Below are 26,651 nucleotides of genomic sequence, written 5' to 3' on the forward strand. Positions count from 1 at the left end.
CTGCAGGGGGGACCCTGTGGGAGAGTAGGACGCCGCCGAACGATTATTGTGGGAAAGCCCCGCACCTTATGGTGCGGGGCTTTTCTGCGTTCCGGGCACGTGTGCGGTCTCCTGTAGGGTCAGGGGGCAGCGTTCGACATTTCTACAGTCACAGTGGAGGCCCCCGGGTGGAGGTCCAGGAGACTCGGGTCCAGACTGACCGAATTTTCACTATTCCGAACATCCTGAGCATGGCGCGCCTCGCTGGCGTGCCCCTGTTCCTGTGGCTGATTCTGGAGAAGCACGACGGGTGGGCCCTGGCCGTCCTCATGCTCAGCGGGATCAGTGACTACCTCGACGGCAAGCTCGCGCGGCGCTGGAATCAGATCAGCAAGCTCGGCCGGCTGCTGGATCCGGCCGCGGACCGGCTGTACATCCTGTCGACGCTCTTCGGGCTCACCTATCGTGAGCTTCTGCCGCTGTGGCTCACCGGTGCCTTGCTGGCCCGTGAACTGATGCTGCTGGTCATGGTGTGGATCCTGCGCCGTCACGGCTATCCGCCGCCGCAGGTCAACTTCCTCGGCAAGGCCGCGACGTTCAACCTGATGTACGCGTTTCCGCTGCTCCTGCTCAGTGACGGCTCAGGCTGGTTGGCCTGGACGGGGTCTGTTTTCGGATGGGCGTTCGCAGGATGGGGTACAACCCTCTATTGGTGGGCAGGAGTGCTTTACGTGGTTCAAGTCCGTCGTCTTGTGAAGGCGGACACCACGGCCGATTGAGCTCGCCGGACGCCGGATGACGCGGAGGACTCGCGAAGTCACCGTCCGAGACGGGTGGGGTCGGCAAGACCGTCATCTCTCAAGGAGGACTCTTCCGACATGAAGGCCGTCGTGATGGCCGGTGGTGAAGGTACCCGCCTTCGCCCCATGACCTCGAGCATGCCCAAGCCGCTCCTGCCGGTGGCAAACCGGCCGATCATGGAGCATGTGCTCAGGCTGCTCAAGCGGCATGGGCTGAGCGAGACCGTGGTCACCGTGCAGTTCCTGGCGTCGCTCGTCAAGAACTACTTCGGTGATGGCGAGGAGCTCGGGATGGAGCTCACCTATGCCAACGAGGAGAAGCCACTCGGCACCGCCGGCAGCGTGAAGAATGCCGAGGAAGCCTTGAAGGATGACGCGTTCGTCGTTATTTCCGGCGATGCGCTCACCGACTTCGACCTCACCGATCTGATCCGCTTCCACAAGGAGAAGGGCGCACTGGTCACGGTGTGCCTCACGCGGGTGCCGAACCCCCTGGAATTCGGCATCACGATCGTGGACGAGGAAGGCAAGGTAGAGCGCTTCCTGGAGAAGCCGACCTGGGGCCAGGTGTTCTCGGACACCGTCAACACCGGCATCTACGTCATGGAGCCCGAGGTCTTCGACTACGTGGACCCGGATGTCTCGGTGGACTGGTCCGGTGACGTCTTCCCCCAGCTCATGAAGGAAGGCCGCCCGATCTACGGCTACGTGGCCGAGGGCTACTGGGAGGACGTCGGTACGCACGAGAGCTACGTCAAGGCGCAGGCAGACGTGCTCGAGGGCAAGGTCCAGGTCGAGATGGACGGCTTCGAGATCTCGCCCGGGGTGTGGATCGCCGAAGGGGCCGAGGTCAGTCCCGACGCGGTGCTGCGCGGGCCGCTGTACATCGGGGACTACGCCAAGGTCGAGGCCGGCGCCGAGATCCGTGAGCACACCGTCATCGGGTCGAACGTCGTCGTCAAGAGCGGGGCCTTCCTGCACAAGGCCGTCGTCCACGACAACGTGTACATCGGACCCCACAGCAATCTGCGCGGCTGCGTCATCGGCAGGAACACCGACATCATGCGGGCCGCGCGGATCGAGGACGGCGCCGTCATCGGTGACGAGTGCCTCGTCGGCGAGGAATCCATCGTTCAGGGGAATGTGCGGGTCTACCCCTTCAAGACGATCGAGGCCGGTGCCTTCGTCAATACCTCGGTGATCTGGGAGTCGCGCGGACAGGCACATCTGTTCGGCGCGCGCGGAGTCTCCGGAATCCTGAACGTCGAGATCACTCCCGAGCTGGTGGTGCGGCTCGCCGGTGCCTATGCGACGACCCTGAAGAAGGGCGCGACCGTCACCACCGCCCGTGACCACTCCCGGGGTGCGAGAGCGCTCAAGCGGGCCGTGATCTCGGCGTTGCAGGCCAGCGCCATCAACGTACGGGACCTGGAGAACGTGCCGCTGCCGGTGGCGCGGCAGCAGACCGCGCGGGGCAGTGCCGGCGGGATCATGCTGCGGACCTCGCCCGGAGTGCCGGATTCCGTCGACATCATGTTCCTGGACGAGCGCGGGGCGGACCTCTCGCAGGGGCAGCAGCGCAAGCTGGACCGGGTGTACGCGCGGCAGGAGTACCGGCGGGCGTTCCCCGGGGAGATCGGCGACCTGCAGTTCCCCTCGAGCGTCTTCGACTCGTACACCGGCTCGCTGCTGCGGCGGGTGGACATCACCGGAATCAGCGCGGCCGGTCTCAAGGTTGTCGTGGACGCCTCCAACGGCAGCGCCGGTCTCGTCCTGCCGAGTCTCCTGGGCCGGCTCGGCGTGGATGCCCTCACGATCAATCCCGGGCTCGACGAGACCAGACCGACGGAGACCGCCGAGTCGCGGCGAGCCGGGCTCGTGCGGCTCGGGGAGATCGTGGCCTCGGCGCGGGCGGCCTTCGGCGTGCGCTTCGACCCCGTCGGCGAGCGGATCTCCCTGGTGGACGAGCGCGGGCGGATCATCGAGGACGACCGGGCTCTGCTGGTGCTGCTCGACCTGGTGGCCGCGGAGAAGCGCAGTGGCAAGGTCGCGCTGCCGGTGACCACGACGCGTGTCGCCGAACAGGTGGCGGCCTACCACGGCACACAGGTGGAGTGGACGACGACCTCACCCGACGACCTGACCCGCGTGGGCCGGGCGGAGAACACGATCTTCGGTGGGGACGGCCGGGGCGGGTTCATCGTTCCGGAGTTCAGCAGTGTCTTCGACGGGTCGGCTGCCTTCGTGCAGCTGCTCGGACTGGTGGCGCGGACGCAGCTCACGCTGAGCCAGATCGACGCCCGGATCCCGCGGGCGCACGTACTGAAGCGGGACGTGCCGACGCCGTGGGCGGTGAAGGGGCTCGTCATGCGGCGGGTCGTGGAAGCGGCCGGCGACCGGCAGGTCGACACCACCGACGGGGTGCGCGTGGTCGAGGCCGACGGGCGCTGGGCGCTGGTCCTGCCCGACCCGGCGGAGGCGGTGACCCATCTGTGGGCCGAAGGCCCCGACGACACCTCCGCGCAGGCACTGCTCGACGAGTGGGCTGCCGTGGTGGACGGCGCCGGGCACTGACCGCCGGGGCCGGAACGAGGTAGGAACGTACGACCATGGTCCGGCGGGCCGGGTGCGGGAAGACCGTAGCCCGGCCCGCCGGACGGGCGCATTCGGTGTGTGCGGGGACGACATGCGACGATGTGCGGCATGTCGCAGCCGCCCCACAGCAGGAGTTCGGCGTCGCCCCCGGAGTCGGGCCCGTCCCGGACCGCGCGCCCGGACGCTTCCATGTCGCTGCTGACGCATGTGATGGACCACAGCCTCGACGAGGGCTATGCGGAGTCCACGGCGCGGCGCGAGGCGGAGGGGACGGCGGGGCTCCCGCGCACCCTCAAGGCCAAGCTGGCGCTGGCCGCCGGACTCGTGGTCGCGGCCATGATCGTCACCCTCGGTGCGGCCGAGACGCGGCTGGACGCGCCGGTGCTGGCCAAGGAGCGGCAGGAACTGATCGACCGCGTGCAGCGGGCCGACGAGCACGCCGACGGCGTGGAGCGGGACATCGAGCGGCTGCGGCAGAACGTCGCCGACCGCCAGCGCGCCGCGCTCAAGCAGCACGGAGGGGACCAGGGCCAGCTCGTGGCCCTGCTGTCCGGTGCCACCGAGGTCCGAGGGCCCGGTGTGAAGCTGGTGGTGGACGACGCGAAGGGTGCTTCGGCGGGTGGCGGTGACGGACCTCGTGAGAGTGCCGGGTTCGCGGACACCGGCCGGCTCCGCGACCGCGACATGCAGAAGATCGTCAACGGGCTCTGGCAGTCGGGAGCGGAGGCCGTCTCGATCAACGGACAGCGGCTGACGGCGCTGTCGGCGATCAGGGCCGCCGGTGACGCGATACTGGTCGACAACCGGCCGCTGGCGCCGCCGTACGAAGTGCTGGCAGTGGGGGACAAGAAGCGGCTCGGGACGGCTTTCCAGGACTCGGCGGACGGCCAGTACCTGCGCGTACTGCAGGAGAGCTACGGGATCCGCTACACCCTGTCCGCCGCGGACGAGGTGCGCCTGCCGGCCGCGTCCAGCCTGACCGTACGTACAGCCACAGCAGCAGAGCAGCAGAAGGGTGCATCGTGATCGCGGTACTGGGCCTCGTGGCCGGAGTGCTGGTCGGACTTCTGGTCCGGCCCGAAGTGCCGGCCGTGGTGGAGCCTTATCTGCCGATCGCCGTGGTGGCGGCGCTGGACGCGGTGTTCGGCGGTCTGCGCGCGATGCTCGACGGCATCTTCGTGGACAAGGTCTTCGTGGTGTCGTTCCTGTCGAACGTGGTGGTGGCCGCCCTGATCGTCTTCCTCGGCGACCAGCTGGGCGTCGGCTCGCAGCTGTCCACGGGCGTGGTCGTGGTCCTCGGCATCCGCATCTTCTCCAACGCCGCGGCCATCCGCCGGCACGTGTTCCGGGCGTGAGGCCGATGAGTACGAACGACACTCCGCCCGAGGAGCCGACGGCCTCGGAGCAGGCGGCGCGGCCCGAGCAGACCGGTCGGCAGCGGCTGGCGGCCGGGTTGTGGCCGCCGCGGGTGAGCCGCGCCCAACTGATCGTCGCGCTGCTGCTGTTCGTCCTCGGCCTGGGGCTGGCCATCCAGGTGCGGTCGAACAGCGACTCCGATGCGCTGCGGGGCGCCCGGCAGGAGGACCTCGTACGGATCCTCGACGAGCTCGACGGGCGGACCAAGCGCCTGGAGGACGAGAAGCAGCGGCTGGAGGATCAGCGCAGGGAGCTGGAGAGCAGCTCCAACCAGGCCGAGGAGGCCCGCAAGCAGACCGTGGAGAAGGAGCGCCAACTCGGCATCCTGGCCGGTACGGTGGCAGCGCAGGGACCGGGCATCACGCTGAAGATCACCGATCCGACGGGTCAGGTGCAGTCCGACCAGCTGCTGGACACGCTTCAGGAGCTGCGGGCGGCAGGGGCCGAGGCGATCCAGATCAACGGTGTGCGCGTCGTGGCGAGCTCCTACTTCTCGGACGAGAACGGCGGGGTCGGGATCGACGGTAAGAAGATCACACAGCCCTACGAGTTCAGGGTGATCGGCAAGGCCCAGGATCTGGAGCCGGCGCTCAACATCCCCGGCGGTGTCGTCCAGACGCTGGAGAAGGAACAGGCCACCGTTGCCGTCACGCGGTCGGCGAAGATCGTTGTGGACGCCTTGCGGGCTGCGAAGCAGCCTGACTACGCTCGGTCGTCATCGTCGTGACGCGGGGCGCGGAGTGGACCGGCTCACGCGGGCGGATGCCTGCGGGGGGTCGGCGCACCGAAGTCGCGGTGCGTGGTGGAAACTGTCTGGTGGTTACGGACGTTGTGAGGATGTCCGGGTCGGCAGGTGTGTGCATTCGGAGTTCGTCCTGCCCCACGGGCGGGTCTGTTTCGGTCAAGGGGAATCGCCCGTGAAGTTGTTTGAGAAGTTGTTCGGCAAGAAGAACCGCGAGGAAAGCGGCACCGCGCGGCACCGCGCGGGGCATGGGGACGTGGACGGGCAGGGCGGCGACCGGCCGCTCTTCCGGGACGAGGTCGCCGGCCAGGGTGACATTTCGGGCGCGCAAGGTGCGTCGGCTGTTGACCCTGCTGGTAGCGGACGCATAGGTTTCGGTGAACCATCAACCTCAAGTGCGGGTGGAGGGTTTACCTCCGACCCGTATGCCACCCATGCCTCCGCGGGGCAGCCGCGGCGCGAGGAGCCGTCCATGTCGGCCGAGCAGATTTGCAGCAGGTGCGGACACCGCAGCGATGCGGCCAGCCGATTCTGCTCCAACTGCGGCGCGCCGCTGCGGCCGGGCCTGACGCCTGAGCGCGCCTCGGAGACCACGTCCACCATCTCGATCTCGGGCCTCGAGGCCTACGAGGCCGAGGTGTCGGGACAGCACGTGTCGTCCTCGCTGTCCCCCGAGGCCCAGGCCGCGGTGGAAGCGCTGCCTCCCGGTTCCGCCCTGCTCATCGTGCGGCGCGGTCCCAACTCGGGCAGCCGCTTCCTGCTGGACGGCGAGCTGACCACCGCCGGCCGCCACCCGCAGAGCGACATCTTCCTGGACGACGTGACCGTCTCCCGACGGCACGTCGAATTCCGCAGGGGCCAGGAGGGCGGCTTCACCGTCGCCGACGTCGGCAGCCTCAACGGCACGTACGTGAACCGTGAACCGATCGACTCGGTGGCCCTGCACAACGGCGACGAGGTGCAGATCGGCAAGTACCGGCTGGTCTTCTACGCGAGCCTGCGGGGCGTCTGACCCTCCCCCAGGCTCCGTCCGGGGGGACCCCGAGAGGGAAGGTCTCATGCTGCGCACCCCGACAGGCGGTGCCGGAAACGGCACCGCCGCCTCGGCCGGGCGGCTGGTGAGCATCGGCACGGTGCTGACCATGCTGCGTGACGAGTTCCCCGAAGTCACGATCTCGAAGATCCGTTTCCTGGAGGCGGAGGGCCTCGTCGAGCCCCGGCGCACACCTTCCGGATATCGCAAGTTCAGCGCCGGCGACGTCGAGCGGCTGGCCCACATCCTGCGTCTGCAGCGCGACCACTACTTGCCGCTGAAAGTCATCCGCGAGCACCTCGACGCGCTCGCCCGCGGCGAACAGATCCGCATCCCGGCGCCCGCGGCGCACGGGGACGCCGTCGACCCCGCCGGCCCGGCGGCCGTATACGGCGAGGTGGGCCGTGAGCGGCCCACCGTGGCCCGCGTGGGCCGGGCCGAGCTGATCGCCGCCGCCGACGTCGACGAGGCCCAGTTGGCCGAGTGGGAGTCGTACGGGCTGCTCGCCGAGGCGCCCGGCGGCGGATTCGACGCCGAGGCCGTCACGGTGGCCCGGCTGGTGGCGGACCTGGGGCGATTCGGGCTGGAGCCGCGGCACCTCCGGGCGATGAAAGCCGCCGCCGACCGGGAGGCCGGTCTGGTGGAGCAGGTCGTGGCACCGCTGCGGCGGCACCGCAACCCGCAGACCAGGGCCCATGCGGAGGCCACCATGAAGGAGCTCGCGGGGCTCTCCGTACGGCTGCACGAGGCCCTCGTACAGACCGCTCTCGGGGTGCGACTGCACTGACCGCACTGGCCGGGGAGGAGCCCCGACTACCCAAACCGGTCGGGCAGGTCCTAGGGTTGCTGTGTGAACGAGCTCGACGTTGTGGGTGTCCGGGTGGAAATGCCCTCCAACCAACCGATCGTGCTCCTGCGTGAAGTGGGAGGCGACCGGTACCTCCCCATCTGGATCGGTCCGGGGGAGGCGACCGCCATTGCCTTCGCACAGCAGGGCATGGCTCCGGCCCGACCGCTGACGCACGACCTGTTCAAGGACGTGCTGGAGGCGATCGGCGAGGAGCTCACCGAGGTGCGGATCACGGATCTGCGGGAGGGCGTCTTCTATGCGGAGCTTGTCTTCGCCAGTGGGGTCGAGGTGAGCGCGCGGCCTTCCGACGCCATAGCGCTGGCCCTGCGGACGGGGACGCCGATCTACGGCAGTGACGGCGTGCTGAACGACGCCGGAATCGCGATTCCGGACGAGCAGGAGGACGAGGTGGAGAAGTTCCGCGAGTTCCTCGACCAGATCTCGCCCGAGGACTTCGGCACCGGCCCGCAGTGAGGCGCCGAGCGCGTCGTCCACACGGAACAACCGGCCCATTCGAGTAGCCTTTCCCCGCAGAGGGGAACGGGAAACCACTCTCAGGGTGATTATCACTCGGCGTGCCGAGTGTGGCGATCGTTGACGCACCCCTGGTGACTGCCTACCTTCAAGGTGGCAGGTCAAGGACGGAGGGTCGGCGTGAGGATCACGGGCGACGGTACGACCGGGGGCACCCCCCCACGGAGTGACGGTGGACCGTACCCGCTGCACGGCGGTGCCGCGGGCTCCGCGCGCCGTCAGCCGGAGTCGACGCCGGTCGGACCGGTGGGCGCGGACCCGGCGCCCGAACAGGTCGGCTACCGCGGGCCGACGGCGTGCGCCGCGGCCGGCATCACGTACCGGCAGCTCGACTACTGGGCGCGGACCGGGCTGGTGGAGCCGAGCGTGCGCCCCGCGTACGGTTCGGGCACGCAGCGGCTGTACAGCTTCCGGGACGTCGTCGTCCTCAAGATCGTCAAGCGCTTCCTGGACACCGGGGTGGCGCTGCAGAACATCCGCACCGCCGTGCAGCACCTGCGTGAGCGCGGATTCTCGGACCTCGAGCGCATGACGCTGATGAGCGACGGCGCCACCGTGTACGAGTGCACCTCGCCGGACCAGGTGGTGAGCCTGCTCCAGGGCGGGCAGGGGGTCTTCGGCATCGCCGTGGGCGTGGTCTGGCGCGACGTCGAGAGCGCGCTGTCGCAGCTCCACGGGGAGCGCGTGGACACCGGCGAGACCCTGGTGGGGCACAATCCGGCGGACGAACTCGCGGCCCGCCGCAACCGCGCTGTCTGATCTCCGGTTCGGTTCCCCGGCCTGCGGCCGGGGGCCCGCCGGCGCGTCCTGCCGGCTCGCGCCGCCTCCGTACCCTTCGCCCCGGCAGAGGCGCGGGCGTCGCCCGGGCCTCTGCCGGGCGCCATTGTCAGAGGCATAGGGCAGCATCGGGGCTGTGAGAGCCGCGCCGACGATCCTGCACCTGGACATGGACGCCTTCTACGCCTCCGTGGAGCAGGCGTCGAAGCCGAGCCTGCGCGGCAAGGCCGTCATCGTCGGCGGGCTCGGGCCGCGCGGGGTCGTCGCGACCGCCTCGTACGAGGCCAGGCGGTTCGGCGTCCATTCGGCGATGCCGACGGCCCAGGCCAGGCGGCTCTGCCCGAACGGCGCGTATCTCTTTCCGCGCTTCAGTCTCTACCGGCAGGTCAGCGACGTGGTCATGGCCCTCCTGCGGGAGCTGTCGCCGCTGGTGGAGCCGCTCAGCCTGGACGAGGCCTTCGTGGACCTGGAGGCGGGCGGCACGGCCTTCGACGCGCAGACGGCCCGGGCGGCGGGTGAGCGGCTGCGGGCGGACATCCGGGCGGTCACGGGGCTCAGCGGGTCCGTGGGGCTGGCCGGGTCGAAGATGCTGGCCAAGGTGGCCTCCGAGGAGGCCAAGCCGGACGGGCTGCTGCTGATCGAGCCGGGGACCGAGCGGGAACTGCTCGCGCCGATGTCCGTGCGGACGCTGCCCGGGGTGGGGCCGGCCACCGGGGAGCACCTGCGGCGGGCCGGAATCACCACGGTGGGGGAGCTGGCCGAGGCCGGTGAGGACGAGCTGGTCCGGATGGTCGGGCGCGCGCACGGCGTCGGGCTGTACCGGATGGCGCTGGGGCTGGACGACCGGCCGGTCGTCGCGGAGCGGGACGCGAAGTCCGTGTCGGTCGAGGACACCTTCGACGTCGACCTGCACGACCGGGTGCGGATCCGCAACGAGGTGCAGCGGCTCGCCGACCGGTGCGTGCAGCGGCTGCGGGGATCGGGGCACTCGGGTCGCACGATCGTGCTGAAGGTGCGGCGGTACGACTTCTCGACGCTCACGCGGTCCGAGACGCTGCGGGGCCCGACGGATGACCCGGGCGTCGTGCGCGAGGCCGCGGCGCGGCTCCTGGAGGGGGTCGACACCACGGGCGGCGTGCGGCTGCTGGGGGTGGGCGTGACCGGGCTGGCCGATTACACCCAGGAGGACCTGTTCGCCCAAGCCTCCGCGCTGGCCGCCGGTACGCCGGCCGCTGAAGCGCAGGGGGAGGGTGTGCCCCGCGGGACCGATGCCGCGGAGGCGGCCGGTGAGATCCCGGCGGACGGTGCGGCCGCCGGGGTGAGGGGGACCGCGGGAGTCCCTGGGGCGAGCGGGGGCGGGGGAGTGCCGGTGGGCGAGCCGGTGTCCCGCGAGCCGCAGCCGGGGCCGCGGACGCCCGCCGGGGAGCCCGCTGGGGAGCTGGCCGCGGAGCCCGCCGGGGAGCTGGCCGCGGAGCCGGAACCCGCCGCCGAGCGGCGCTGGCCGGCCGGGATCGACGTACAGCATGCCGTGTACGGGCCCGGGTGGGTGCAGGGCAGCGGGGTGGGGCGGGTGACCGTACGGTTCGAGCAGCCCGGATCGCTGCCCGGCCGGGTGCGCACCTTCCGGGTGGACGACCCGGAGCTGGAGCCGGCCGATCCGCTGCCGCTGGTGGGGGAGGGCGGGGCCGGCACCGCCGGCGACGCCGGAGCTTAGACCTGGACGACCCTAGGCCGTCTCTTTCGGATCTTGCCGGGCCCGCGCTGCCCGGCACCGCACCTCGCTGTACTGCGTTCGCTGCGCTCACTGCGTCTCGGCTCCTCTTCGAGGATCTTGGAGGCCGAGCTGTCGGAAGCGCCCCAGTACGTCCAGTACAAGGACGCTCCTCCGCCTTGCGATGCACGGCACCGGTCAACGCGGGCTCGGCCGACAAGATCCGAAAGAGACGGCCTAGCCCTCGTCGCCTGCCAGGCGGCCGAAGTCGCGGTCGCCCTCATGGACGGGAGGGTGCTGGAACTCGCTCGGGAGGGTCACGTCCAGGCCGTAGTGGTGGTAGAGCTGCAGCTCCTGTTCGGGGGAGAGGTGGCGGCCGACGCCGAAGTCGGGGGCGTCCTTGATCAGGGAGCGTTCGAAGGGCACCCGCAGGGTGTCTCCGACCAGCTCGCTCGGCTCCAGCGGGACGAAGGCGTCCCGGCTGAACAGGCCTGTCCGGACGGCGGCCCACTCCGGGACACCCGTGGCATCGTCGAGGTAGACCTCGTCAATAGTGCCGATCTTGGTGCCGTTGCGGTCGAACGCCTTGCGGCCGATCAGGCTGCGCGGATCGATGTCGGTCTGCACGGTCCCTCCACGTGGTCGCAACTCCTCCGTAATGACTACAGAAGGGCATATTCGGACAGGAGGCCACTCGGGGAGGGGCCGGATCCTCGCTGGTAGGCTGGGTAACGGCTGTCGACCCTGTGCGGGAGAGTCCTCCGAGTGAACGAGACGGAGGCGCCGAAGGAGCAAATCCTCCCCGGAATCTCTCAGGCATACGTACCGCACGGACGAGGCCACTCTGGAAAGCAGGGGCGGGTACCGGGCGCAGTGCCGGTTCCTCTCCTCACCGACGGTGAAAGCCGGATCTCGCGGGCTGTGCCCGCGGCTCCGGTGAAGCTCTCAGGTTGAGATGACAGAGGGGGAGGCCGTCCGGGTGCCCGCGCCGTGGTGCCCCTCGCAGGTCATACGACCAGGAGGCCTCCGTACATGACCGCCAACCGCATTCCGCTCTCCCAGCTGGAGCGAGGCATCCCCTTCGAGCAGCGCCACATCGGCCCGGATGCCGAGGCGCAGGCGAAGATGCTCGCCCAGGTGGGCTACGGCTCCCTGGACGAACTGACCGCAGCCGCGGTGCCCGATGTGATCAAGACCGCCGGCGCGCTGAACCTGCCCGAGGCGCGCACCGAGGCCGAGGTGCTGGCCGAGCTGCGCTCGCTCGCCGACCGCAACCAGGTCCTCTCCTCGATGATCGGTCTCGGCTACTACGGGACCTTCACCCCGCCGGTGATCCTGCGCAACGTCATGGAGAACCCGGCCTGGTACACGGCGTACACGCCGTACCAGCCCGAGATCTCGCAGGGCCGGCTGGAGGCGCTCCTCAACTTCCAGACGGTCGTCGCCGAGCTGACTGGGCTGCCGACCTCGGGCGCTTCCCTGCTCGACGAGGGCACCGCGGCGGCCGAGGCCATGTCGCTGGCCCGTCGTGTGGGCAAGGTCAAGAACGGCGTCTTCCTCATCGACGCCGACGCGCTGCCCCAGACCATCGCCGTGATCCAGACCCGCGCCGAGCCCACGGGCGTGGAGGTCGTCGTCGCCGATCTCTCGGACGGCATCCCGGCCGAGATCGCCGAGCGCGGTGTCTTCGGCGTCCTGCTCCAGTACCCGGGCGCCTCCGGTGCCGTGCGGGACCTGAAGCCGGTCATCGAGCAGGCGCACGGGCTCGGCGCCATCGTCACCGTCTGCGCCGACCTGCTCGCGCTGACCCTGCTGACCTCGCCGGGTGCCCTGGGCGCGGACATCGCCGTCGGTACCACGCAGCGGTTCGGCGTCCCGATGGGCTTCGGCGGCCCGCACGCCGGCTACATGGCCGTCCAGGACAAGCACGCCCGCTCGCTGCCCGGCCGCCTCGTCGGCGTCTCCGTGGACGCGGACGGCAACAAGGCCTACCGCCTGGCGCTGCAGACCCGTGAGCAGCACATCCGCCGCGAGAAGGCCACGAGCAACATCTGCACCGCCCAGGTGCTGCTGGCCGTCATGGCGGGCATGTACGCCGTCTACCACGGCCCGGACGGCCTGCGCACGATCGCTCGCCGCACCCACCGCTACGCCGCCCTGCTCGCCGCCGGTCTGACCGCCGGCGGGGTCGAGGTCGTGCACGGCGCGTACTTCGACACGGTCACCGCCCGCGTTCCGGGCCGTGCGGCCGAGGTCGTCGGGGCCGCACGCGAGGGTGGGGTCAACCTGTTCCAGGTCGACGCCGACCTGGTCTCCGTCGCGTGTGACGAGACCACCCTGCGCGCCGACATCGAGGCCGTCTGGGCCGCCTTCGGCGTCAGCGGCGACGCCGCGGACATCGAGGCGCTCGACGCGACCGCGGCCGACGCGCTGCCGGAGGGGCTGCTGCGCTCGGACGCGTACCTGACCCACCCGGTCTTCCACCAGCACCGTTCCGAGACCGCGATGCTGCGGTACCTGCGCAAGCTCGCGGACAAGGACTACGCGCTGGACCGCGGCATGATCCCGCTGGGCTCCTGCACCATGAAGCTCAACGCGACCACCGAGATGGAGCCGGTCACCTGGCCCGAGTTCGGCCAGCTGCACCCCTTCGCTCCGGTCGAGCAGGCGGAGGGGTACCTCACGCTGATCACCGAGCTGGAGGAACGTCTCTGCGAGGTCACCGGCTACGACAAGGTCTCCATTCAGCCCAACGCCGGGTCCCAGGGTGAGCTCGCCGGCCTGCTGGCCGTGCGCGCCTACCACCGCGCCAACGGCGACGAGCAGCGCACCGTCTGCCTCATCCCGTCCTCCGCGCACGGCACCAACGCCGCCAGCGCCGTGATGGCCGGCATGAAGGTCGTCGTGGTCAAGACCGCCGACGACGGCGAGGTGGACGCGGACGACCTGCGCGCCAAGATCGAGCAGTACCGCGACGAGCTCGCCGTGCTGATGATCACCTACCCCTCGACGCACGGTGTGTTCGAGGAGCACGTCGCGGACATCTGTGCCCAGGTGCACGAGGCCGGCGGCCAGGTCTACGTGGACGGCGCCAACCTCAACGCCCTGGTGGGCCTGGCCAAGCCGGGTCACTTCGGCGGCGACGTCTCGCACCTGAACCTGCACAAGACCTTCTGCATCCCGCACGGCGGCGGCGGTCCGGGCGTCGGTCCGGTCGGTGTCCGGGCGCACCTGGCCCCGTACCTGCCCAACCACCCGCTCCAGCCCAGCGCCGGTCCGAAGACGGGTGTCGGCCCGATCTCGGCCGCTCCGTGGGGCTCGGCGGGGATCCTGCCGATCTCCTGGTCCTACGTACGCCTCATGGGCGGTGAGGGACTCAAGCGCGCCACCCAGGTCGCGGTGCTCGGCGCCAACTACATCGCCAAGCGCCTGGAGCCGCACTACCCGGTGCTCTACACCGGCCCGGGCAACCTGGTCGCCCACGAGTGCATCATCGACCTGCGCCCGGTGTCGAAGGCGACGGGCGTGAGCGTGGACGACATCGCCAAGCGTCTGATCGACTACGGCTTCCACGCGCCGACCATGTCGTTCCCGGTCGCCGGCACGCTCATGATCGAGCCGACGGAGTCCGAGGACCTCGGCGAGATCGACCGGTTCTGCGACGCGATGATCGCCATCCGCGGCGAGATCGAGCGGGTCGCCGCCGGCGAGTGGCCGGTGGGCGACAACCCGCTGGCCAACTCCCCGCACACCGCGGCGGCGCTGGGCGGCGAGTGGAACCACCCCTACACCCGTGACGAGGCCGTCTTCCCGGGCGGGGTCACGGCCGCCGAGAAGTACTGGCCGCCGGTGCGCCGGATCGACGGCGCGTTCGGTGACCGGAACCTGGTCTGTTCCTGCCCGCCGCTGGACGAGTACGACAACTGAACCGCATGACCGTCGTATGAGGGGCGTATGACGTGAGCAAGGGGCCGGCCCGGGAGAGTCTCCCGGACCGGCCCCTTCGTCGTCACTCCCGTGGGCTAGGCCGCCGACGCCGCGAGCGGGCGGTGTGGGGCGATGATCTGGCCGTCCGGCAGCAGCTCACCGGTGTCCTCGAAGAGGAGGACGCCGTTGCACAGCAGGCTCCAGCCCTGTTCCGGGTGGTTGGCCACAGGCTGCGCGGCCTCCCGGTCGGCGGAGTCGGCTGACGGGCAGGCAGGCTGGTGCTGGCACATGGATGCGTTCTTTCGCTGCGGTGTGGTCTGTGTGCTACGGCTCGATGCGTGATTCATGGCCGTCCCCCTGTGTCATCCCCGCGCCCGCGGGGCATGTTCTCAGTCTTCCCCCATGACAGCTGCTTCGCAGGCATTTCCCGGCAGCCGCCCTCATAGAGAGAGGACGCATCACTCGTGCGGGCGGTTCAGGTCAACTCCCCTGTCATTTCGGGTGGTTCCTCAGTGGTCCGAGCGGGCTAGGCCGAATGGGTCAATCAGGTCAGGCCGCGGGCGCGGCCAGCGAGGGAGGCGCCGGCGGCGCCGCGGGCGTCAGCCGGTGGGTCATCACGGGCAGCAGCTCGGACACGGCGTGCGGCCGGTACGCGGTGATGCCGGGAGGGGCCGGTGCCAGCGGTACCAGCAGGTCCTCGCCGGCCGGCAGGCCGGCGGAGGCGTCGGCGCCCACCGCCCCGTGGAGCCAGAGGGTCAGCATGTACAGCTCCGGTACGGACAGCAGTCTCGGCTGGTAGCTCTTGCTCAGCGATTCCGCCTGGCGCAGGGCGCGTTCGGTGGCGGCGACGTAGGGGCCCTCGAAGAAGTGCGAGAAGGACCAGCCGTCCGGCGTCAGCCGGGTGTCGGCCGCGGCGACGTGGCGGTCGCCGCTGCGGATCAGGAACCGCCACCCTGTGAGCCGCGTACGGGGCGGCCTGCCGCCTGCCGCCAGATGGGACGTGTTCAGCCGGTCGAGGACGTGGACCGGAAGCGGGAGTTCGGCGGTCATGGGCCCTTGGAGCGCGCGCATGGCCGGAGTGTGCGTCTCATGGACGGCGGTGGGGGTTCCGAGTGCCGCGAGGACGCTGCGCAGGGCGGATGCGGGAGCCGGAGGGACGTGCAGCGGCATGATGGGTCGCCTCTCACTAGGGAGACCGGTGGTACGGGGGCAGGTGCGGACGGGCGCTGTCGCATTCTGGGGCCAGAGGGGGGCTGAGGGGCAATGGCCGCGCGCCAACTCTCTGCCTCGTGTGCGGAGTTTATACGACACGTGTTCACGCAGTGTTTCGGCTAGCTGTCCCGTCCATTGTCGACAAGACGCTTACCGGACCCGCTGTCATGGCATTCATGCCGTCTGCGCGCGAACATATCGCGCTGACCTCGGAGGCTACCGGACGGGGGCTCGGCTGGAAAGCTCCGGTTATCCGGAACCGGCAAAGTCGATGCGGAGTTTGCGTGAAGTGACTTGCCAGGTGAATGTGCCGAAGCGCCCTTCGGCCAAACCGGCGCGCGCTCCTCGCCACTCACGCCCCCTTCGGCGTTATGGATCAGTCTGCCGGGGCATCATCGACCGTAACGCGCGCCTGGGTGTCCCGTGCCAGGCCCACTGGAGGAGGGACGCTTCGATGGGGGAGAAGATCGTGGCAGGAGGATTCGACCTGTCCGATCGGCAGCGGTATCGAAGGAAGCTTCACGAGTGCCTGGAGGGGCTGGAGCGGCTTCTGGCAGAGAAGAGGTTCGATCGCCCGAAGAACATGATGGGGCTGGAGATAGAACTGAATCTCGCGGGTGCCGACGGTTTGCCGAGAATGGTGAATGCCCAGGTGCTGGACCGGATTGCGAGTCCCGATTTCCAGACCGAACTCGGAATGTTCAATCTGGAGGTGAACGTCCTTCCGCACCGGCTCGGCGGCCGGGTATTCGACCAGCTCGCCGAGGAACTGAGCGCGGGTCTCGGCTATGCCCACCGGCAGGCCGCGGAGATCGACGCCGGTGTGGTGATGATCGGAATTCTGCCGACGATCTCCCGTGAGGACCTGGTCACCGCCAACCTCTCGGCGGTGGATCGCTACTCGCTGCTGAACGAGCAGATCCTGATGATGCGCGGCGAGGACTTCGCCCTCGACATCGACGGCGTCGAGCGGCTGACCTGGACGTCCGGGTCGATCGTGCCGGAGGCGGCGTGCACCTCCGTACAACTGCATCTGCAGGTGACCCCGGCCCGGTTCTCCGACGTGTGGAACGCGGCGCAGGCGGTGGCCGCCGTGCAGATAGCCGTCGGCGCCAACTCGCCCTTCCTCTTCGGGCGCGAGCTGTGGCGGGAGTCGCGGCCGCCGCTGTTCCAGCAGGCCACCGACACCCGTCCGCCCGAACTCCAGGCGCAGGGGGTGCGGCCGCGCACCTGGTTCGGTGAGCGCTGGGTGGACTCGGCGTACGAGCTCTTCGCGGAGAACGTGCGCTACTTCCCCGCCCTGCTGCCGATCTGCGACGAGGAGGAGCCGCTGCGGGTGCTCGCCGAGGGCGGTGTGCCGAGCCTGCAGGAGCTGGTGCTGCACAACGGCACCGTCTACCGGTGGAACCGGCCCGTGTACGGGGTCGCCGACGGGGTGCCGCACCTGAGGGTGGAGAACCGGGTGCTGCCGGCCGGGCCCACGGTCGCCGATGTCGTCGCCAACGCCGCCTTCTACTACGGGCTCGTCCGCACCCTCGCCGACGAGCCGCGGCCGGTGTGGACCCGGCTGCCGTTCGCCGAGGCGGAGGCCAACTTCGACGCCGCCTGCCGGTACGGGATCGACGCGCGGCTGCGCTGGCCGCGCCGGGGCCGGGCCGGGGGGCTGACCGGAGTGTCCGCCGTACAGCTCGTCCTGGACGAGCTGCTGCCCATGGCGGCGGCCGGACTGGACGCCTGGGGCATCGAGCCCGCCGACCGGGACCACTACCTCGGCATCATCGAGGAGCGCTGCCGACGGCGGGTCAACGGGGCGACCTGGCAGGTGGACACCTATCACGGGGCGGTCGCGGCCGGGCTGGAGCGCGACGCGGCGCTGGCCGCGACCACCCGGCGCTACAGCGAGCTGATGCACAAGGGCGAGCCCGTACACACCTGGCCCGTGGGGCTCGCGGAGGAGGAGGTGAGCGCCTCGGTACCGGCCGCGCTCTGAGCCCCACCCGGCCGGCCCGGCCCGTTCGCGCTGTCCTCCCGCCCGATGCCCGATGCCGCTCACCGTCAGCTGCGCTAGGTCGTCTCTTTCGGATCTTGTCGGCCGAGCCCGCGTTGACCGGTGCCGTGCATCGCAAGGCGGAGGAGCGTCCTTGTACTGGACGTACTGGGGCGCTTCCGACAACACAGCGAGGTGCGGTGCCGGGCAACGCGGGCCCGGCAAGATCCGTAAGAGACGGCCTAGTCCCCTCCCCGGCCCGCCGAGGAGGCAGTATGGGGTGGTCGGAGCGGGACGGCGGGACGGAGCGGGGCGTGCGGGTGGAGCCGGAGCCGGTGGCGGGGGAGTTGCGGAAGGACGGGCGGCGGGGTGTGCTGCGCACCGAGACCCTGCTCGTACTGGCGCTGTCGCTGGGCGCGAGCGGGGTCTCGGCGCTGATCAGCTTCATCGGTTCGCTCACCAAGCCGGGCGGCCTCAAGGACCAGGCCGCCACGCTCAACGGCTCGTACGCCCCGGGCCGGCCCTGGCTGGACCTGGCCTGGCAGCTGTTCGGCATCGCCACCGCGCTGGTTCCCGTCCTGCTCGTCGCGCACCTGCTGACCCGCGAGGGTGCGCCGGGCCTGCGGGTGCTGGGCTTCGACCGCACCCGGCCCGGCTGGGACCTGGGCCGGGGGGCGCTGGTCGCGGCCGGGATCGGGAGCGCGGGGCTGGCGTTCTACCTGGGGGCGCGGGCCGCCGGATTCAACCTCACGGTGGTGCCGGAGGCGCTGCCCGACGTGTGGTGGAAGTTCCCCGTACTGATCCTCTCCGCGCTGCAGAACTCCATCGTGGAGGAGGTCATCGTGCTGGCCTACCTGCTGCGCAGGCTGGACCAGCTGGGCTGGTCGCCGATGGCCGCGCTGCTGGCCAGCTCGGTGCTGCGCGGGTCCTACCACCTCTACCAGGGCATCGGCGGCTTCATCGGCAATGTGGTGATGGGCGTCGTCTTCGTGCTGGCCTACCGCCGGTGGGGCCGGGTGGGACCGCTCGTCGTCGCGCACGCGCTGCTCGACATCGTGGCCTTCGGCGGGTACGCGCTGCTCGCGGGCAAGGTGGGCTGGCTCCCGACGCCGTGACGGACCGGAGCTCCCTCCGTGGCGCCGCCCGCCCGGGGATCAGGGGGCGGTGAGCAGCTCGCCGTCGAGGACGGTGACCGCGTGTCCGCTCAGCAGCGTCCGGTCGCCCGCCAGGGTGACCCGTACCAGCCCCTGACGGGCTCCGCCCTGGAGTCCGGTCAGCTCGGTGCGGCCCAGGCGCTCGGCCCAGAACGGGGCGAGCGCGGTGTGGGCGCTGCCGGTGACCGGGTCCTCGTCGATTCCGAAGACCGGGAAGAAGCCGCGGGAGACGAAGTCGTATCCGCGGGAGGGGTCCTCGGCGGCCGCCGTGACGATGACCCCGCGCCGGGCGAAGGCGCGCAGGGCGGCGAGATCCGGGTTCAGTTCACGGACGGTCCGCTCGTCGGCGAGCTCGATCACGAGATCGCCGATGTGCGCGGAGGTGTCGTGTGCGGAGAGGACGGGGACGCCGCCGAGGGCGTGTTCCACCGCGGCCGGCGTGTCGACGGGGGTCAGCGAGGACGTCGGGAAGTCCATCGTGATCGTGCCGTCCTCGGCGGTCTCGGCCTTGAGGACGCCGCAGCGCGCGGTGAAGCGGATCGGCCCCGGGGCGAGGCCGCTGGTCGCCAGGACGTGGGCGGTGGCGAGCGTGGCGTGGCCGCACATGTCGACCTCGGCGGCCGGGGTGAACCAGCGCAGCGCCCAGTCGGCGTCCCCGCCGGGCGGCAGGGGGTGGGCGAAGGCGGTTTCGGACAGATTGACCTCGGCCGCGACCTGCTGGAGCCAGGCGTCCGGGGGGAATCCGCCGTCGAGGAGCAGGACTCCCGCGGGGTTCCCCTGGAACGGGCGGTCGGTGAAGGCGTCGACGATTCGGATGCGCATGGCCCGACCGTAGGGCGGTTCTTGATCACGGACAAAGGCCAATCCGGGGTATCTGGCCTGGCCGCTTTCGGCCCGCCCCTTCGGCGGGCACGGCGGCCGTGGCGGACCGAGCGGTATGGACGGGTCCGGCGAGGTCAGGCGAGGTCAGGCGAGGTCAGACGAGGTCAGACGAGGTCAGGCGACCAGGCCGGCCAGCTTGCGGAGTGATTCGTTCAGTGCGGCCGTGGCCGAGTCCTTGAGCTTGCCCGCCATCAGGGAGACGGCTGCTCCCGTGAACTCGCCGTCGATGCGGACCGTGGTGGCCTCGCCGTCCGGGACCAGCGTGTACCGGGTGAGGACGGCCACGCCCATCGGACCCTTGCCGGTGACGGCGAAGAGGTGTTCGTCCTCCAATTCCGAGACGGTCCAGACGACCTCGGCCGGGAAGCCCATCATCTTCATGTTCTCGGCGAAGGTGGATCCGACCGCGAGGGTCTCGGGGCCGCCCTGGGGGAAGCTGGTGTGGGTCGTGCTCCACTGGCCGTACGCGTCCCAGTCGGTCAGCTGGGACCAGAGCTTCGCGGCGGACGCCTCGATGCGTGATTCCGCGGTGACTTCGGCCATGCGACCACCCCTTCTCGTCGGGTACGTGCGGCGGAAGGTAGCCCCCGGCGTCGGAACATTCAAGACTGACGACCTATCAGATATCGAGTGGCCGACGCGGCCGCGCACCCGTCACGCACCCTCGTGCGCCCGTCGCGCACGGGAAGCGCGCGGGTCGCATATCAGCTCTGTCTCAACAGGTGTCACGCTTGCGACGGTGCTGACCGGCCCTGCCATGATGGCCCGATGCAAGCGTCAGGGAGACATGCCGGACTGGGCCTCGCCCTCGTCTCGGCGTTCGCGTTCGGTGGTTCCGGAGTGGCGGCCAAGCCGCTGATCGAGGCGGGTCTGGACCCCCTCCACATGGTCTGGCTCAGGGTGGCCGGGGCAGCGCTCGTGCTGTCCCCGCTGGCCTGGCGCCACCGCGACCTCGTACGCCGCAAGCCCGCGCTGCTCGCCGGCTTCGGACTGGTCGCCGTCGCGGGCGTGCAGGCCTTCTACTTCGCCTCCCTGTCCCGGATCCCGGTCGGGGTGGCCCTGCTGCTGGAGTATCTGGGGCCGGCGCTGCTGCTCGGCTGGATCCGCTTCGTCCAGCGCAAGCCGGTGACGCGGGCGGCCGCGGCCGGTGCGGCGGTGGCCGTCGTCGGCCTGGCCTGCGTGGTCCAGATCTGGGCCGGGCTGAGCCTGGATCCGCTCGGGGTGCTCCTCGGGCTCGCCGCGGCCTGCTGTCAGGCCTTCTACTTCGTCTTCGCCGACCAGGGCGCCGACGGCGAGGACGTACCCGATCCGCTCGGGGTGATCGCGTACGGCATGCTCGTCGGCACTCTGGTGATGACGGTGATCGCCCGGCCGTGGGAGATGGACTGGCAGGTGCTCGGCGGGCAGGCAGCGGTGGGCGACACGATGGTGCCGGCCCTGGCGCTGCTCGGCTGGGTGGTGCTCGTCGCGACCGTCTTCGCCTACCTGACCGGTGTGGTCTCGGTGCGCAGGCTCTCGCCGCAGGTCGCGGGCGTGGTGGCCTGTCTGGAGGCGGTCGTCGCGACCGTGCTGGCCTGGGTGCTGCTCGGCGAGCACCTGTCGACCTGGCAGATCGTGGGCGGAGCGCTGGTCCTGGGCGGCGCCTTCATCGCGCAGTCGTCCCGGCCCGGCAAGCAGGCTCCGGCGGATCCGGCCGCGCTGGACCGCGAGACGACGGGCGCCTAAGCTACGGCTCATGCCTTCGACCGTGCTTCCGCCTCCCGCCGCCTGAGCGCGGGCGGCAAATCCACGAACGTGATCCCGGCCCGGGAGTTCCCGGGCGGGTCCGCGCTGCCCGCGAAGCGATGACCTGCTTCTCTCATCCTTCACGCATGCGCGGAGACCTCTCGTGTCGAACCATTCGCCCGCTGCCGGGCGCAGTTTGCTGTACCTCATCGTCGCCGGAGTTGCCTGGGGCACCGCCGGAGCGGCCGCCTCACTCCTCTTCCTGGCCAGTGACCTCGGCCCCCTCGCCCTGTCGTTCTGGCGGTGCGCGGGCGGGCTCGCGGTGCTGTTGGGGGTGCTCGCCGTCCGCCGGCCCGGCCACCGCGCCCCGCGGCGGACGCGGCCGTCGACGGGCTCCCTGATCGGAACGGGGCTGTTGTTCACCCTTTTCCAGGCGGCGTACTTCGCCGCCGTGCGCGAGACCGGCCTCGCGGTCGGCACCGTGGTCACCCTCGGAGCCGGGCCCGTGCTGATCGCGCTCGGAGCCCGGTACTGGATGGGCGAGCGGCTCGGCCGGGGTGGGGTCGCCGCCGTCGTCGGAGCCCTCGCGGGGCTGGCCGTACTGGTCCTGGGCAGCGGAGGCGGCGAGGTGCGGCCGCTCGGCGTCGGCTGGGCGCTGCTGTCGGCCCTCGGGTACGCGGCGATGACCCTGCGGGCCCGGTGGCTCGGCCGGCGCGGAGCGGGTGGGGATCCGCTGGTCACCACGGCCTGGTCGGTCGGGGTGGGCACGGTGTGCCTGCTGCCGCTCGCCGCCGTGGAGGGGCTGCTGCCGCACACCGCCGAGCTGGCGCGGGTGCTGTGGCTGCTGGTGTACATCGCCACCGTGCCGACGGCCCTGGCGTACGCGCTCTACTTCACCGGGGCCGCCGCCGTGCGGGCCGCGACCGTGTCCGTGGTCATGCTCATCGAACCGGTGAGCGCCGCGGCGATCGCCGTCCTGGTGCTGGGTGAGCGGCTGACCGGCGCCGTGGTGGTGGGTACCGTACTGCTGCTGACGGCGGTGGGCGCCCTGATCGCGGCGGAGTCCCGCCGGCCGGCGGGCGGGCCGGTGGTCCGGCCCGCCCGCGCGCGTGAGGCGCTGACTCAGAGCGCCGCGAGGTAATCCGGGGTGGCGATGCCGGGGGCCAGGTCCGCGGCGGGCACGGGAGTCCCGTACGTCGGCGCGACCGGGACCACGCCCGACCAGTAGGGCAGGTCCAGGTCCTCGGCATCGTCGTTCGGTCCTCCGGTACGGAGCTTCGCGGACACCTCGGTCAGGTCCAGGCGGATCACCGCCGTGGCGGCGAGTTCCTTGGCGCTGGGGGGCCGGGAGTCGGCGGAGCGGCCCGGGACGACCTGGTCGACCAGCGCGTCCAGTGCGAGGCGGCGCTCGGCCTCGTCGGTGACCTGGTAGGCCGTGCCGTGGACGACGACCGACCGGTAGTTGAGCGAGTGGTGGAAGGCCGAGCGGGCCAGCACCAGGCCGTCGACATGGGTCACGGTCACGCAGACGGGGAGGCCCGGGTCGGCCTTGCCGGCGGCGAGCAGCGGGCGGGAGCCCGTGGAACCGTGGAGGTAGAGGGCCTCGCCGACCCGGCCGAACAGGGTGGGCAGGACCACCGGCGCGCCGTCGCGGATGAAGCCGAGGTGGCAGACGTAGGCCTGGTCGAGTATCGAGTGGACCGTCTCGCGGTCGTAGCGCGCCCGGTCCCGGGAGCGGCTGGGGACCGTGCGGGCGGTGGGCTCGTAGGCGCTGGTCGTCTCCGTGGTCGGCACGGCGGGCGAGGTGGTCATGGTGCGGTCTCCATTGCACTAGTGCATACTTGGCTTTGTGCTAGGAGACTATCGAATCACAGGGCGGCGCGCATCGGATATCGCGGCCAGCGTCGAGGCCGGCGTCGGAACGGGCGCGCTGGCGCCCGGAGCGCTGTTGCCTCCGATGCGGGAGCTGGCCGGCGCGCTGGGGGTGAACCCCAACACCGTGGCCGCCGCCTACCGGACGCTGCGGGAGCGGGGGGTCATCGAGACCGACGGGCGGCGCGGCAGCCGGGTGCGGGCCCGCCCGTCGAGCGCGCCGCGCGACGCCCAGCGGATGGCGGTGCCGTCCGGCGTACGGGACCTCGCGGCGGGCAATCCGGATGTGTCACTGCTCCCCGCGCTGGACGGGGCGCTGGCCGCGGCCGCCCGGCGGTACGCGCAGGCGCCGACGCTCTACGGGGAGGACCCCGTGGCGCCGGAGCTGGCCCGCCTCGCCCGGGCCGACCTGGAGGCGGACGGGGTGCCGGCCGGGCCGGTGGCGGTGACTTCGGGAGCGCTGGACGGCATCGAGCGGGTGCTGTCCGCGCATCTGCGGCCGGGCGACGCGGTGGCGGTCGAGGATCCGGGCTGGGGCAGTGTGCTGGACCTGATCCCGGCGCTGGGGCTGCGCGTGCTGCCGGTGGCGGTGGACGACGACGGGCCGGAACCCGAAGCGGTGGCGCGGGCCCTGGAGGCGGGGGCGCGGGCGCTGGTGGTGACCGCGCGGGCGCAGAACCCGACCGGGGCGGCCGTCAGTGCGGCTCGGGCGGGGGAGTTGCGGTCACTGCTGGCCCGGTACCCCGAGGTGCTCGTGATCGACGACGACCACGGTCACGGCATCGTGGATCTTCCGTTGCAGCCGCTGGGCGGTGTGACCCGGCACTGGGCGCTGGTCCGCTCCACGGCGAAGGCGTACGGGCCGGACCTGCGGCTGGCGGTGCTCACGGGCGACGCGGTGACGCTGGACCGGGTGCGGGGGCGGCAGCGGCTGGGGCCGGGGTGGGTGAGCCGGCTGCTCCAGTACGCGGTGGTGGAGCTGTGGACCTCCGACGCGGTGGACCAGACGGCGGTGGCCGGCTCGTACGGGGCCCGGCGGGACGGGCTGGTCGCGGCCTTGCGGGAGCGGGGGGTGCGGGCGCACGGCCGGAGCGGGATGAACGTGTGGGTGCCGGTCGCCGATGAGACGGCGGTGGTGACGAGGCTGCTGGCCGCGGGGTGGGCGGTGGCGGGCGGGGCCCGGTTTCGGGTGGAGTCCCCGCCGGGCGTGCGGTTGACGGTGTCGCAGGTGGCGGTTGCCGAGGTGGCGGGGCTGGCGGACGCGGTGGCGGCGGCGGTGCGGCCGGGCGTGCCGGGGGTGCGCTACGACTGACGGCGGGCCCCGCTCCGTGGTGCCGGGGACACCGCCATCGGACCTCGCGCCTCAATCGCCTGCGGGGCTGGACGATCGGAGCGCCGTCCGGAGCCGGGCCACACACGTCGGCGGGGCTGTGCCGGGGGGCTCCGGCGTGGTCAGGCGGGCTCGCGGGGCCCGGGGCGGGTCTGGGTGAGCGCCGCTCCCGCCAGGACGATCGCCGCGCCCACCGGGGTGTTCCAGTGCAGCTGCTCGCCCAGGACCAGGACGCCCGCCGTGGTGGCGATGACCGGGATGAAGTAGGTGACCATCTGGGCGGTGGTGGGGCCGACTTCCGTCACCAGGCCGTACTGCATCTGCAGGGCCATGCCCGTGCCCAGGGCGCCGAGGGCGATCACCGACAGGGTGGGCCAGAGGGGGATGGACGTGGGCGCCGAGGTGAACAGGGCGCTGAACACGGTCAGCTGGAGGGTGGAGATCAGGAGCTGCGCCCCGGTCAGGGCCACTGGAGAGCCGGGGGTGGCGGCCAGCGTGCGCCGGACGTAGATCCAGCCGACGGGGTAGCAGAGCGAGGCCAGCAGGGCGAGCGCGGTGCCCTTGCCGTCGACGCCGGAGAAGCCCTGCCAGGCGCCGAGGACGGTGAGGACCCCGAGGAAGCCCAGGCCCAGGCCGGCGACACGGCGGCGCGTGGGGCGGTCCTCCGACAGCGCGACCATCGACAGCGCCATGCCCCACAGCGGTGAGGTGGCGTTGCAGATCCCGGCCAGGCTGGACGGGATGGTCAGCTCCGCGTACGCGAACAGGGAGAACGGGGCGGTGTTGAGCAGGAGCGCCGCCACCGAGAGGTGACCCCAGGTCCGCAGCCCGCGGGGGAGCGGCTCGCGGCGGACCAGCAGCACGGCCAGCAGGGCGAGCGCACCGAACAGGACCCGGCCGAGCGCCACTTGGAAGGGCGCGTAGGCCTCCGTGCCCACCTTGATCAGCAGGAAGCTGAAGCCCCAGACCACCGACAGGATCGCGAAGCGGATGCGCCAGTCCAGGCGGCCGCCCCGGCGGGCCGGCGGACGGGAGGCCGTGGCCGGGGAGGTGGCCGTGGCGGAGGGGGTGGCGGAGGCGGCGGAAGGGGCGGAAGGGGTGGAAAGGGTCGGCCGGGGGGCAGTTGGTGCGCTCATGGGCTCACTGTGCTCGTATCAACTTCGTAGGACAAGCGAGATCTTCTGGGGGAGAAGACGTAGCATCACTTACATGTTGAACCTGGACCGCCTGCGCACCCTCGACGCCCTCGCCCGACACGGCTCGGTCGGCGGCGCGGCCGACGGGCTCCACGTCACCACCTCCGCCGTCTCCCAGCAGTTGGCCAAGCTGGAGCGCGAGGTCGGCCAGCCGCTGCTGGCCAAGAACGGGCGCGGCGTCCGGCTCACGGACGCCGGGCGGCTGCTCGCCGACCACGCGGCGCGGATCATCTCCCAGGTGGAGCTGGCCCAGGCCGATGTCGAGGCTCAGCGGGGATGCGCCGTCGGCGAGTTGCGGATCGGCGCCTTCCCGACCGCCATGCGCGGACTGCTGCCGCGGGCCGTGGCAGCGCTGCGGGCGGACCACCCCGAGCTGCGGGCCACGGTGTGCGAGAAGGAACCGGCGGAGAGCATGGCCGCGGTCGTGCGCGGCGATCTCGACCTGGCTCTGGCCATCGACTGGCACAACAAGCGGATGCCGGTTCCCGCCGAACTCACCCGCACGCACCTGCTGGACGACTCCGTCGACATCGCGGTGCCGGCCGGCCACCCGCTGGCCGACCGCCGCGGCCCGATCTCGCTCTCCGAATTCGCGGACGACGAGTGGATCTCCTGGAGCGAGGGCCAGTTCTGCCACGAGTGGCTGGTCTTCACCCTGCGCGGCACCGGAATCGAGCCGCGCATCGCCCACGTCGCCGAGGAGCACCACACCCAGCTGGCGTTCGTGGAGGCCGGGCTCGGGGTGTGCGTGGCGCCGAGGCTGGGCCGCGGGCCCGTGCCGGCGGGGGTCCGGCTGCTGCCGGTCTGCGACACCGTACGCCGCCACGTGTACGCCGTCTGGCGCGCGGACGCCGACCGCCGCCCCTCGATCCGGGCCGCCGTCCAGGCGCTGCGCCAGGCGGCCTCCGTACAGGCCTAGGCGGGTCGCT

Annotated in this window: 24 protein-coding genes and 1 riboswitch; of the genes, 17 read left to right on the top strand and 7 right to left on the bottom strand. The window is 71.3% G+C overall.

Translation table 11 applies throughout. The annotated features are described in order from the left end of the window. The first annotated feature begins 167 nt into the window (after positions 1-167). From ABZX75_RS21285 to ABZX75_RS21330, 10 genes are all read left to right on the top strand, one after another. On the top strand, positions 168-758 hold the full coding sequence (locus tag ABZX75_RS21285) for a CDP-alcohol phosphatidyltransferase family protein (protein ID WP_355412747.1): 591 nt from the start codon (positions 168-170) through the stop codon (positions 756-758). Positions 759-857: 99 nt separating this feature from the next. Next, positions 858-3,353 (top strand): mannose-1-phosphate guanyltransferase, encoded by a 2,496-nt coding sequence (locus ABZX75_RS21290; RefSeq protein WP_355412749.1) that lies wholly within the window; start codon positions 858-860, stop codon positions 3,351-3,353. A 120-nt stretch (positions 3,354-3,473) separates the two neighbouring features. Next, positions 3,474-4,400, top strand: a complete 927-nt coding sequence (locus ABZX75_RS21295) for a DUF881 domain-containing protein (RefSeq protein ID WP_355413013.1) — start codon at positions 3,474-3,476, stop codon at positions 4,398-4,400. Then, positions 4,397-4,729 (top strand): small basic family protein, encoded by a 333-nt coding sequence (locus ABZX75_RS21300; protein WP_355412751.1) that lies wholly within the window; start codon positions 4,397-4,399, stop codon positions 4,727-4,729. The genes ABZX75_RS21295 and ABZX75_RS21300 overlap by 4 nt, the downstream gene beginning before the upstream one ends. A gap of 5 nt (positions 4,730-4,734) precedes the next feature. Further along, positions 4,735-5,517 carry a DUF881 domain-containing protein gene (locus ABZX75_RS21305; RefSeq protein ID WP_355412753.1) on the top strand — a complete coding sequence of 261 codons (783 nt, stop codon included), beginning with the start codon at positions 4,735-4,737 and terminating at the stop codon, positions 5,515-5,517. Between the two features lie 82 nt (positions 5,518-5,599). After that, positions 5,600-6,544, top strand: a complete 945-nt coding sequence (locus tag ABZX75_RS21310; RefSeq protein ID WP_355413015.1) for an FHA domain-containing protein — start codon at positions 5,600-5,602, stop codon at positions 6,542-6,544. Between the two features lie 46 nt (positions 6,545-6,590). Next, complete coding sequence (locus tag ABZX75_RS21315; RefSeq protein WP_355412755.1) at positions 6,591-7,352, top strand: MerR family transcriptional regulator; 762 nt, start codon at positions 6,591-6,593, stop codon at positions 7,350-7,352. A 63-nt stretch (positions 7,353-7,415) separates the two neighbouring features. Further along, positions 7,416-7,889 carry a bifunctional nuclease family protein gene (locus ABZX75_RS21320; RefSeq protein ID WP_355412757.1) on the top strand — a complete coding sequence of 158 codons (474 nt, stop codon included), beginning with the start codon at positions 7,416-7,418 and terminating at the stop codon, positions 7,887-7,889. A 180-nt stretch (positions 7,890-8,069) separates the two neighbouring features. Further along, on the top strand, positions 8,070-8,708 hold the full coding sequence (locus ABZX75_RS21325) for a MerR family transcriptional regulator (RefSeq protein ID WP_355412759.1): 639 nt from the start codon (positions 8,070-8,072) through the stop codon (positions 8,706-8,708). A gap of 154 nt (positions 8,709-8,862) precedes the next feature. Further along, on the top strand, positions 8,863-10,440 hold the full coding sequence (locus ABZX75_RS21330; protein WP_355412761.1) for a DNA polymerase IV: 1,578 nt from the start codon (positions 8,863-8,865) through the stop codon (positions 10,438-10,440). 234 nt (positions 10,441-10,674) lie between these two features. Here ABZX75_RS21330 and ABZX75_RS21335 read toward each other — a convergent pair whose 3' ends face one another. Then, complete coding sequence (locus ABZX75_RS21335) at positions 10,675-11,064, bottom strand: PRC-barrel domain-containing protein (protein ID WP_355412763.1); 390 nt, start codon at positions 11,062-11,064, stop codon at positions 10,675-10,677. A 112-nt stretch (positions 11,065-11,176) separates the two neighbouring features. Continuing rightward, positions 11,177-11,275, top strand: a riboswitch (glycine riboswitch). A gap of 194 nt (positions 11,276-11,469) precedes the next feature. Here ABZX75_RS21335 and gcvP point away from each other — a divergent pair. After that, on the top strand, positions 11,470-14,364 hold the full coding sequence (gene gcvP, locus ABZX75_RS21340; protein ID WP_355412765.1) for an aminomethyl-transferring glycine dehydrogenase: 2,895 nt from the start codon (positions 11,470-11,472) through the stop codon (positions 14,362-14,364). A 95-nt stretch (positions 14,365-14,459) separates the two neighbouring features. Here gcvP and ABZX75_RS21345 read toward each other — a convergent pair whose 3' ends face one another. Then, a complete protein-coding gene (locus ABZX75_RS21345) occupies positions 14,460-14,654 on the bottom strand; it encodes a DUF5999 family protein (RefSeq protein WP_355412767.1) in 195 nt (64 codons plus the stop codon). A gap of 259 nt (positions 14,655-14,913) precedes the next feature. After that, a complete protein-coding gene (locus tag ABZX75_RS21350) occupies positions 14,914-15,534 on the bottom strand; it encodes a hypothetical protein (protein ID WP_355412770.1) in 621 nt (206 codons plus the stop codon). Positions 15,535-16,030: 496 nt separating this feature from the next. Between ABZX75_RS21350 and ABZX75_RS21355 the strand changes: the two genes are divergently transcribed. Both ABZX75_RS21355 and ABZX75_RS21360 read left to right on the top strand, forming a co-directional pair. Further along, positions 16,031-17,566, top strand: coding sequence for a glutamate-cysteine ligase family protein (locus tag ABZX75_RS21355; RefSeq protein ID WP_355412771.1), 1,536 nt, complete (start codon positions 16,031-16,033; stop codon positions 17,564-17,566). Positions 17,567-17,838: 272 nt separating this feature from the next. Further along, complete coding sequence (locus ABZX75_RS21360; protein WP_355412773.1) at positions 17,839-18,678, top strand: CPBP family intramembrane glutamic endopeptidase; 840 nt, start codon at positions 17,839-17,841, stop codon at positions 18,676-18,678. Positions 18,679-18,717: 39 nt separating this feature from the next. Here ABZX75_RS21360 and ABZX75_RS21365 read toward each other — a convergent pair whose 3' ends face one another. Further along, positions 18,718-19,539 (bottom strand): PhzF family phenazine biosynthesis protein, encoded by an 822-nt coding sequence (locus tag ABZX75_RS21365; protein WP_355412775.1) that lies wholly within the window; start codon positions 19,537-19,539, stop codon positions 18,718-18,720. A 174-nt stretch (positions 19,540-19,713) separates the two neighbouring features. Beyond that, positions 19,714-20,142: an SRPBCC family protein gene (locus tag ABZX75_RS21370; RefSeq protein ID WP_355412777.1), complete on the bottom strand. Its 429-nt coding sequence runs from the start codon at positions 20,140-20,142 to the stop codon at positions 19,714-19,716. Positions 20,143-20,367: 225 nt separating this feature from the next. Here ABZX75_RS21370 and ABZX75_RS21375 point away from each other — a divergent pair, with 225 nt between their 5' ends. After that, entirely contained in the window at positions 20,368-21,324 is a 957-nt protein-coding gene (locus ABZX75_RS21375; protein ID WP_355412779.1) for an EamA family transporter, read from the top strand. 163 nt (positions 21,325-21,487) lie between these two features. Beyond that, positions 21,488-22,465, top strand: a complete 978-nt coding sequence (locus ABZX75_RS21380; RefSeq protein ID WP_355412781.1) for an EamA family transporter — start codon at positions 21,488-21,490, stop codon at positions 22,463-22,465. On the opposite strand, the gene ABZX75_RS21385 is transcribed toward ABZX75_RS21380, so the two are convergent. Beyond that, complete coding sequence (locus ABZX75_RS21385; RefSeq protein ID WP_355412783.1) at positions 22,447-23,136, bottom strand: pyridoxamine 5'-phosphate oxidase family protein; 690 nt, start codon at positions 23,134-23,136, stop codon at positions 22,447-22,449. The two genes, ABZX75_RS21380 and ABZX75_RS21385, sit on opposite strands and share 19 nt — an antisense overlap. A 37-nt stretch (positions 23,137-23,173) precedes the next feature. Between ABZX75_RS21385 and ABZX75_RS21390 the strand changes: the two genes are divergently transcribed. Continuing rightward, positions 23,174-24,508: an aminotransferase class I/II-fold pyridoxal phosphate-dependent enzyme gene (locus ABZX75_RS21390; protein ID WP_355412785.1), complete on the top strand. Its 1,335-nt coding sequence runs from the start codon at positions 23,174-23,176 to the stop codon at positions 24,506-24,508. A gap of 140 nt (positions 24,509-24,648) precedes the next feature. On the opposite strand, the gene ABZX75_RS21395 is transcribed toward ABZX75_RS21390, so the two are convergent. Further along, positions 24,649-25,662, bottom strand: coding sequence for a DMT family transporter (locus tag ABZX75_RS21395; RefSeq protein ID WP_355412787.1), 1,014 nt, complete (start codon positions 25,660-25,662; stop codon positions 24,649-24,651). Between the two features lie 73 nt (positions 25,663-25,735). Here ABZX75_RS21395 and ABZX75_RS21400 point away from each other — a divergent pair, with 73 nt between their 5' ends. Next, entirely contained in the window at positions 25,736-26,641 is a 906-nt protein-coding gene (locus ABZX75_RS21400) for a LysR family transcriptional regulator (RefSeq protein ID WP_355412789.1), read from the top strand. Positions 26,642-26,651: the final 10 nt, after the last annotated feature.

This window comes from Streptomyces sp. NPDC003038, from assembly GCF_040611115.1.
In the GTDB taxonomy this organism is placed as follows: domain Bacteria; phylum Actinomycetota; class Actinomycetes; order Streptomycetales; family Streptomycetaceae; genus Streptomyces.

Coding starts and splice junctions, on each gene's coding strand:
- ABZX75_RS21290 (WP_355412749.1), top strand. CDS start 858: ATGAAGGCCGTCGTGATGGCCGGTGGTGAAGGTACCCGCCTTCGCCCC.
- ABZX75_RS21295 (WP_355413013.1), top strand. CDS start 3,474: ATGTGCGGCATGTCGCAGCCGCCCCACAGCAGGAGTTCGGCGTCGCCC.
- ABZX75_RS21305 (WP_355412753.1), top strand. CDS start 4,735: ATGAGTACGAACGACACTCCGCCCGAGGAGCCGACGGCCTCGGAGCAG.
- ABZX75_RS21315 (WP_355412755.1), top strand. CDS start 6,591: ATGCTGCGCACCCCGACAGGCGGTGCCGGAAACGGCACCGCCGCCTCG.
- gcvP (WP_355412765.1), top strand. CDS start 11,470: ATGACCGCCAACCGCATTCCGCTCTCCCAGCTGGAGCGAGGCATCCCC.
- ABZX75_RS21345 (WP_355412767.1), bottom strand. CDS start 14,654: ATGTGCCAGCACCAGCCTGCCTGCCCGTCAGCCGACTCCGCCGACCGG.
- ABZX75_RS21350 (WP_355412770.1), bottom strand. CDS start 15,534: ATGCCGCTGCACGTCCCTCCGGCTCCCGCATCCGCCCTGCGCAGCGTC.
- ABZX75_RS21355 (WP_355412771.1), top strand. CDS start 16,031: ATGGGGGAGAAGATCGTGGCAGGAGGATTCGACCTGTCCGATCGGCAG.
- ABZX75_RS21360 (WP_355412773.1), top strand. CDS start 17,839: ATGGGGTGGTCGGAGCGGGACGGCGGGACGGAGCGGGGCGTGCGGGTG.
- ABZX75_RS21365 (WP_355412775.1), bottom strand. CDS start 19,539: ATGCGCATCCGAATCGTCGACGCCTTCACCGACCGCCCGTTCCAGGGG.
- ABZX75_RS21370 (WP_355412777.1), bottom strand. CDS start 20,142: ATGGCCGAAGTCACCGCGGAATCACGCATCGAGGCGTCCGCCGCGAAG.
- ABZX75_RS21375 (WP_355412779.1), top strand. CDS start 20,368: ATGCAAGCGTCAGGGAGACATGCCGGACTGGGCCTCGCCCTCGTCTCG.
- ABZX75_RS21385 (WP_355412783.1), bottom strand. CDS start 23,136: ATGACCACCTCGCCCGCCGTGCCGACCACGGAGACGACCAGCGCCTAC.
- ABZX75_RS21395 (WP_355412787.1), bottom strand. CDS start 25,662: ATGAGCGCACCAACTGCCCCCCGGCCGACCCTTTCCACCCCTTCCGCC.
- ABZX75_RS21400 (WP_355412789.1), top strand. CDS start 25,736: ATGTTGAACCTGGACCGCCTGCGCACCCTCGACGCCCTCGCCCGACAC.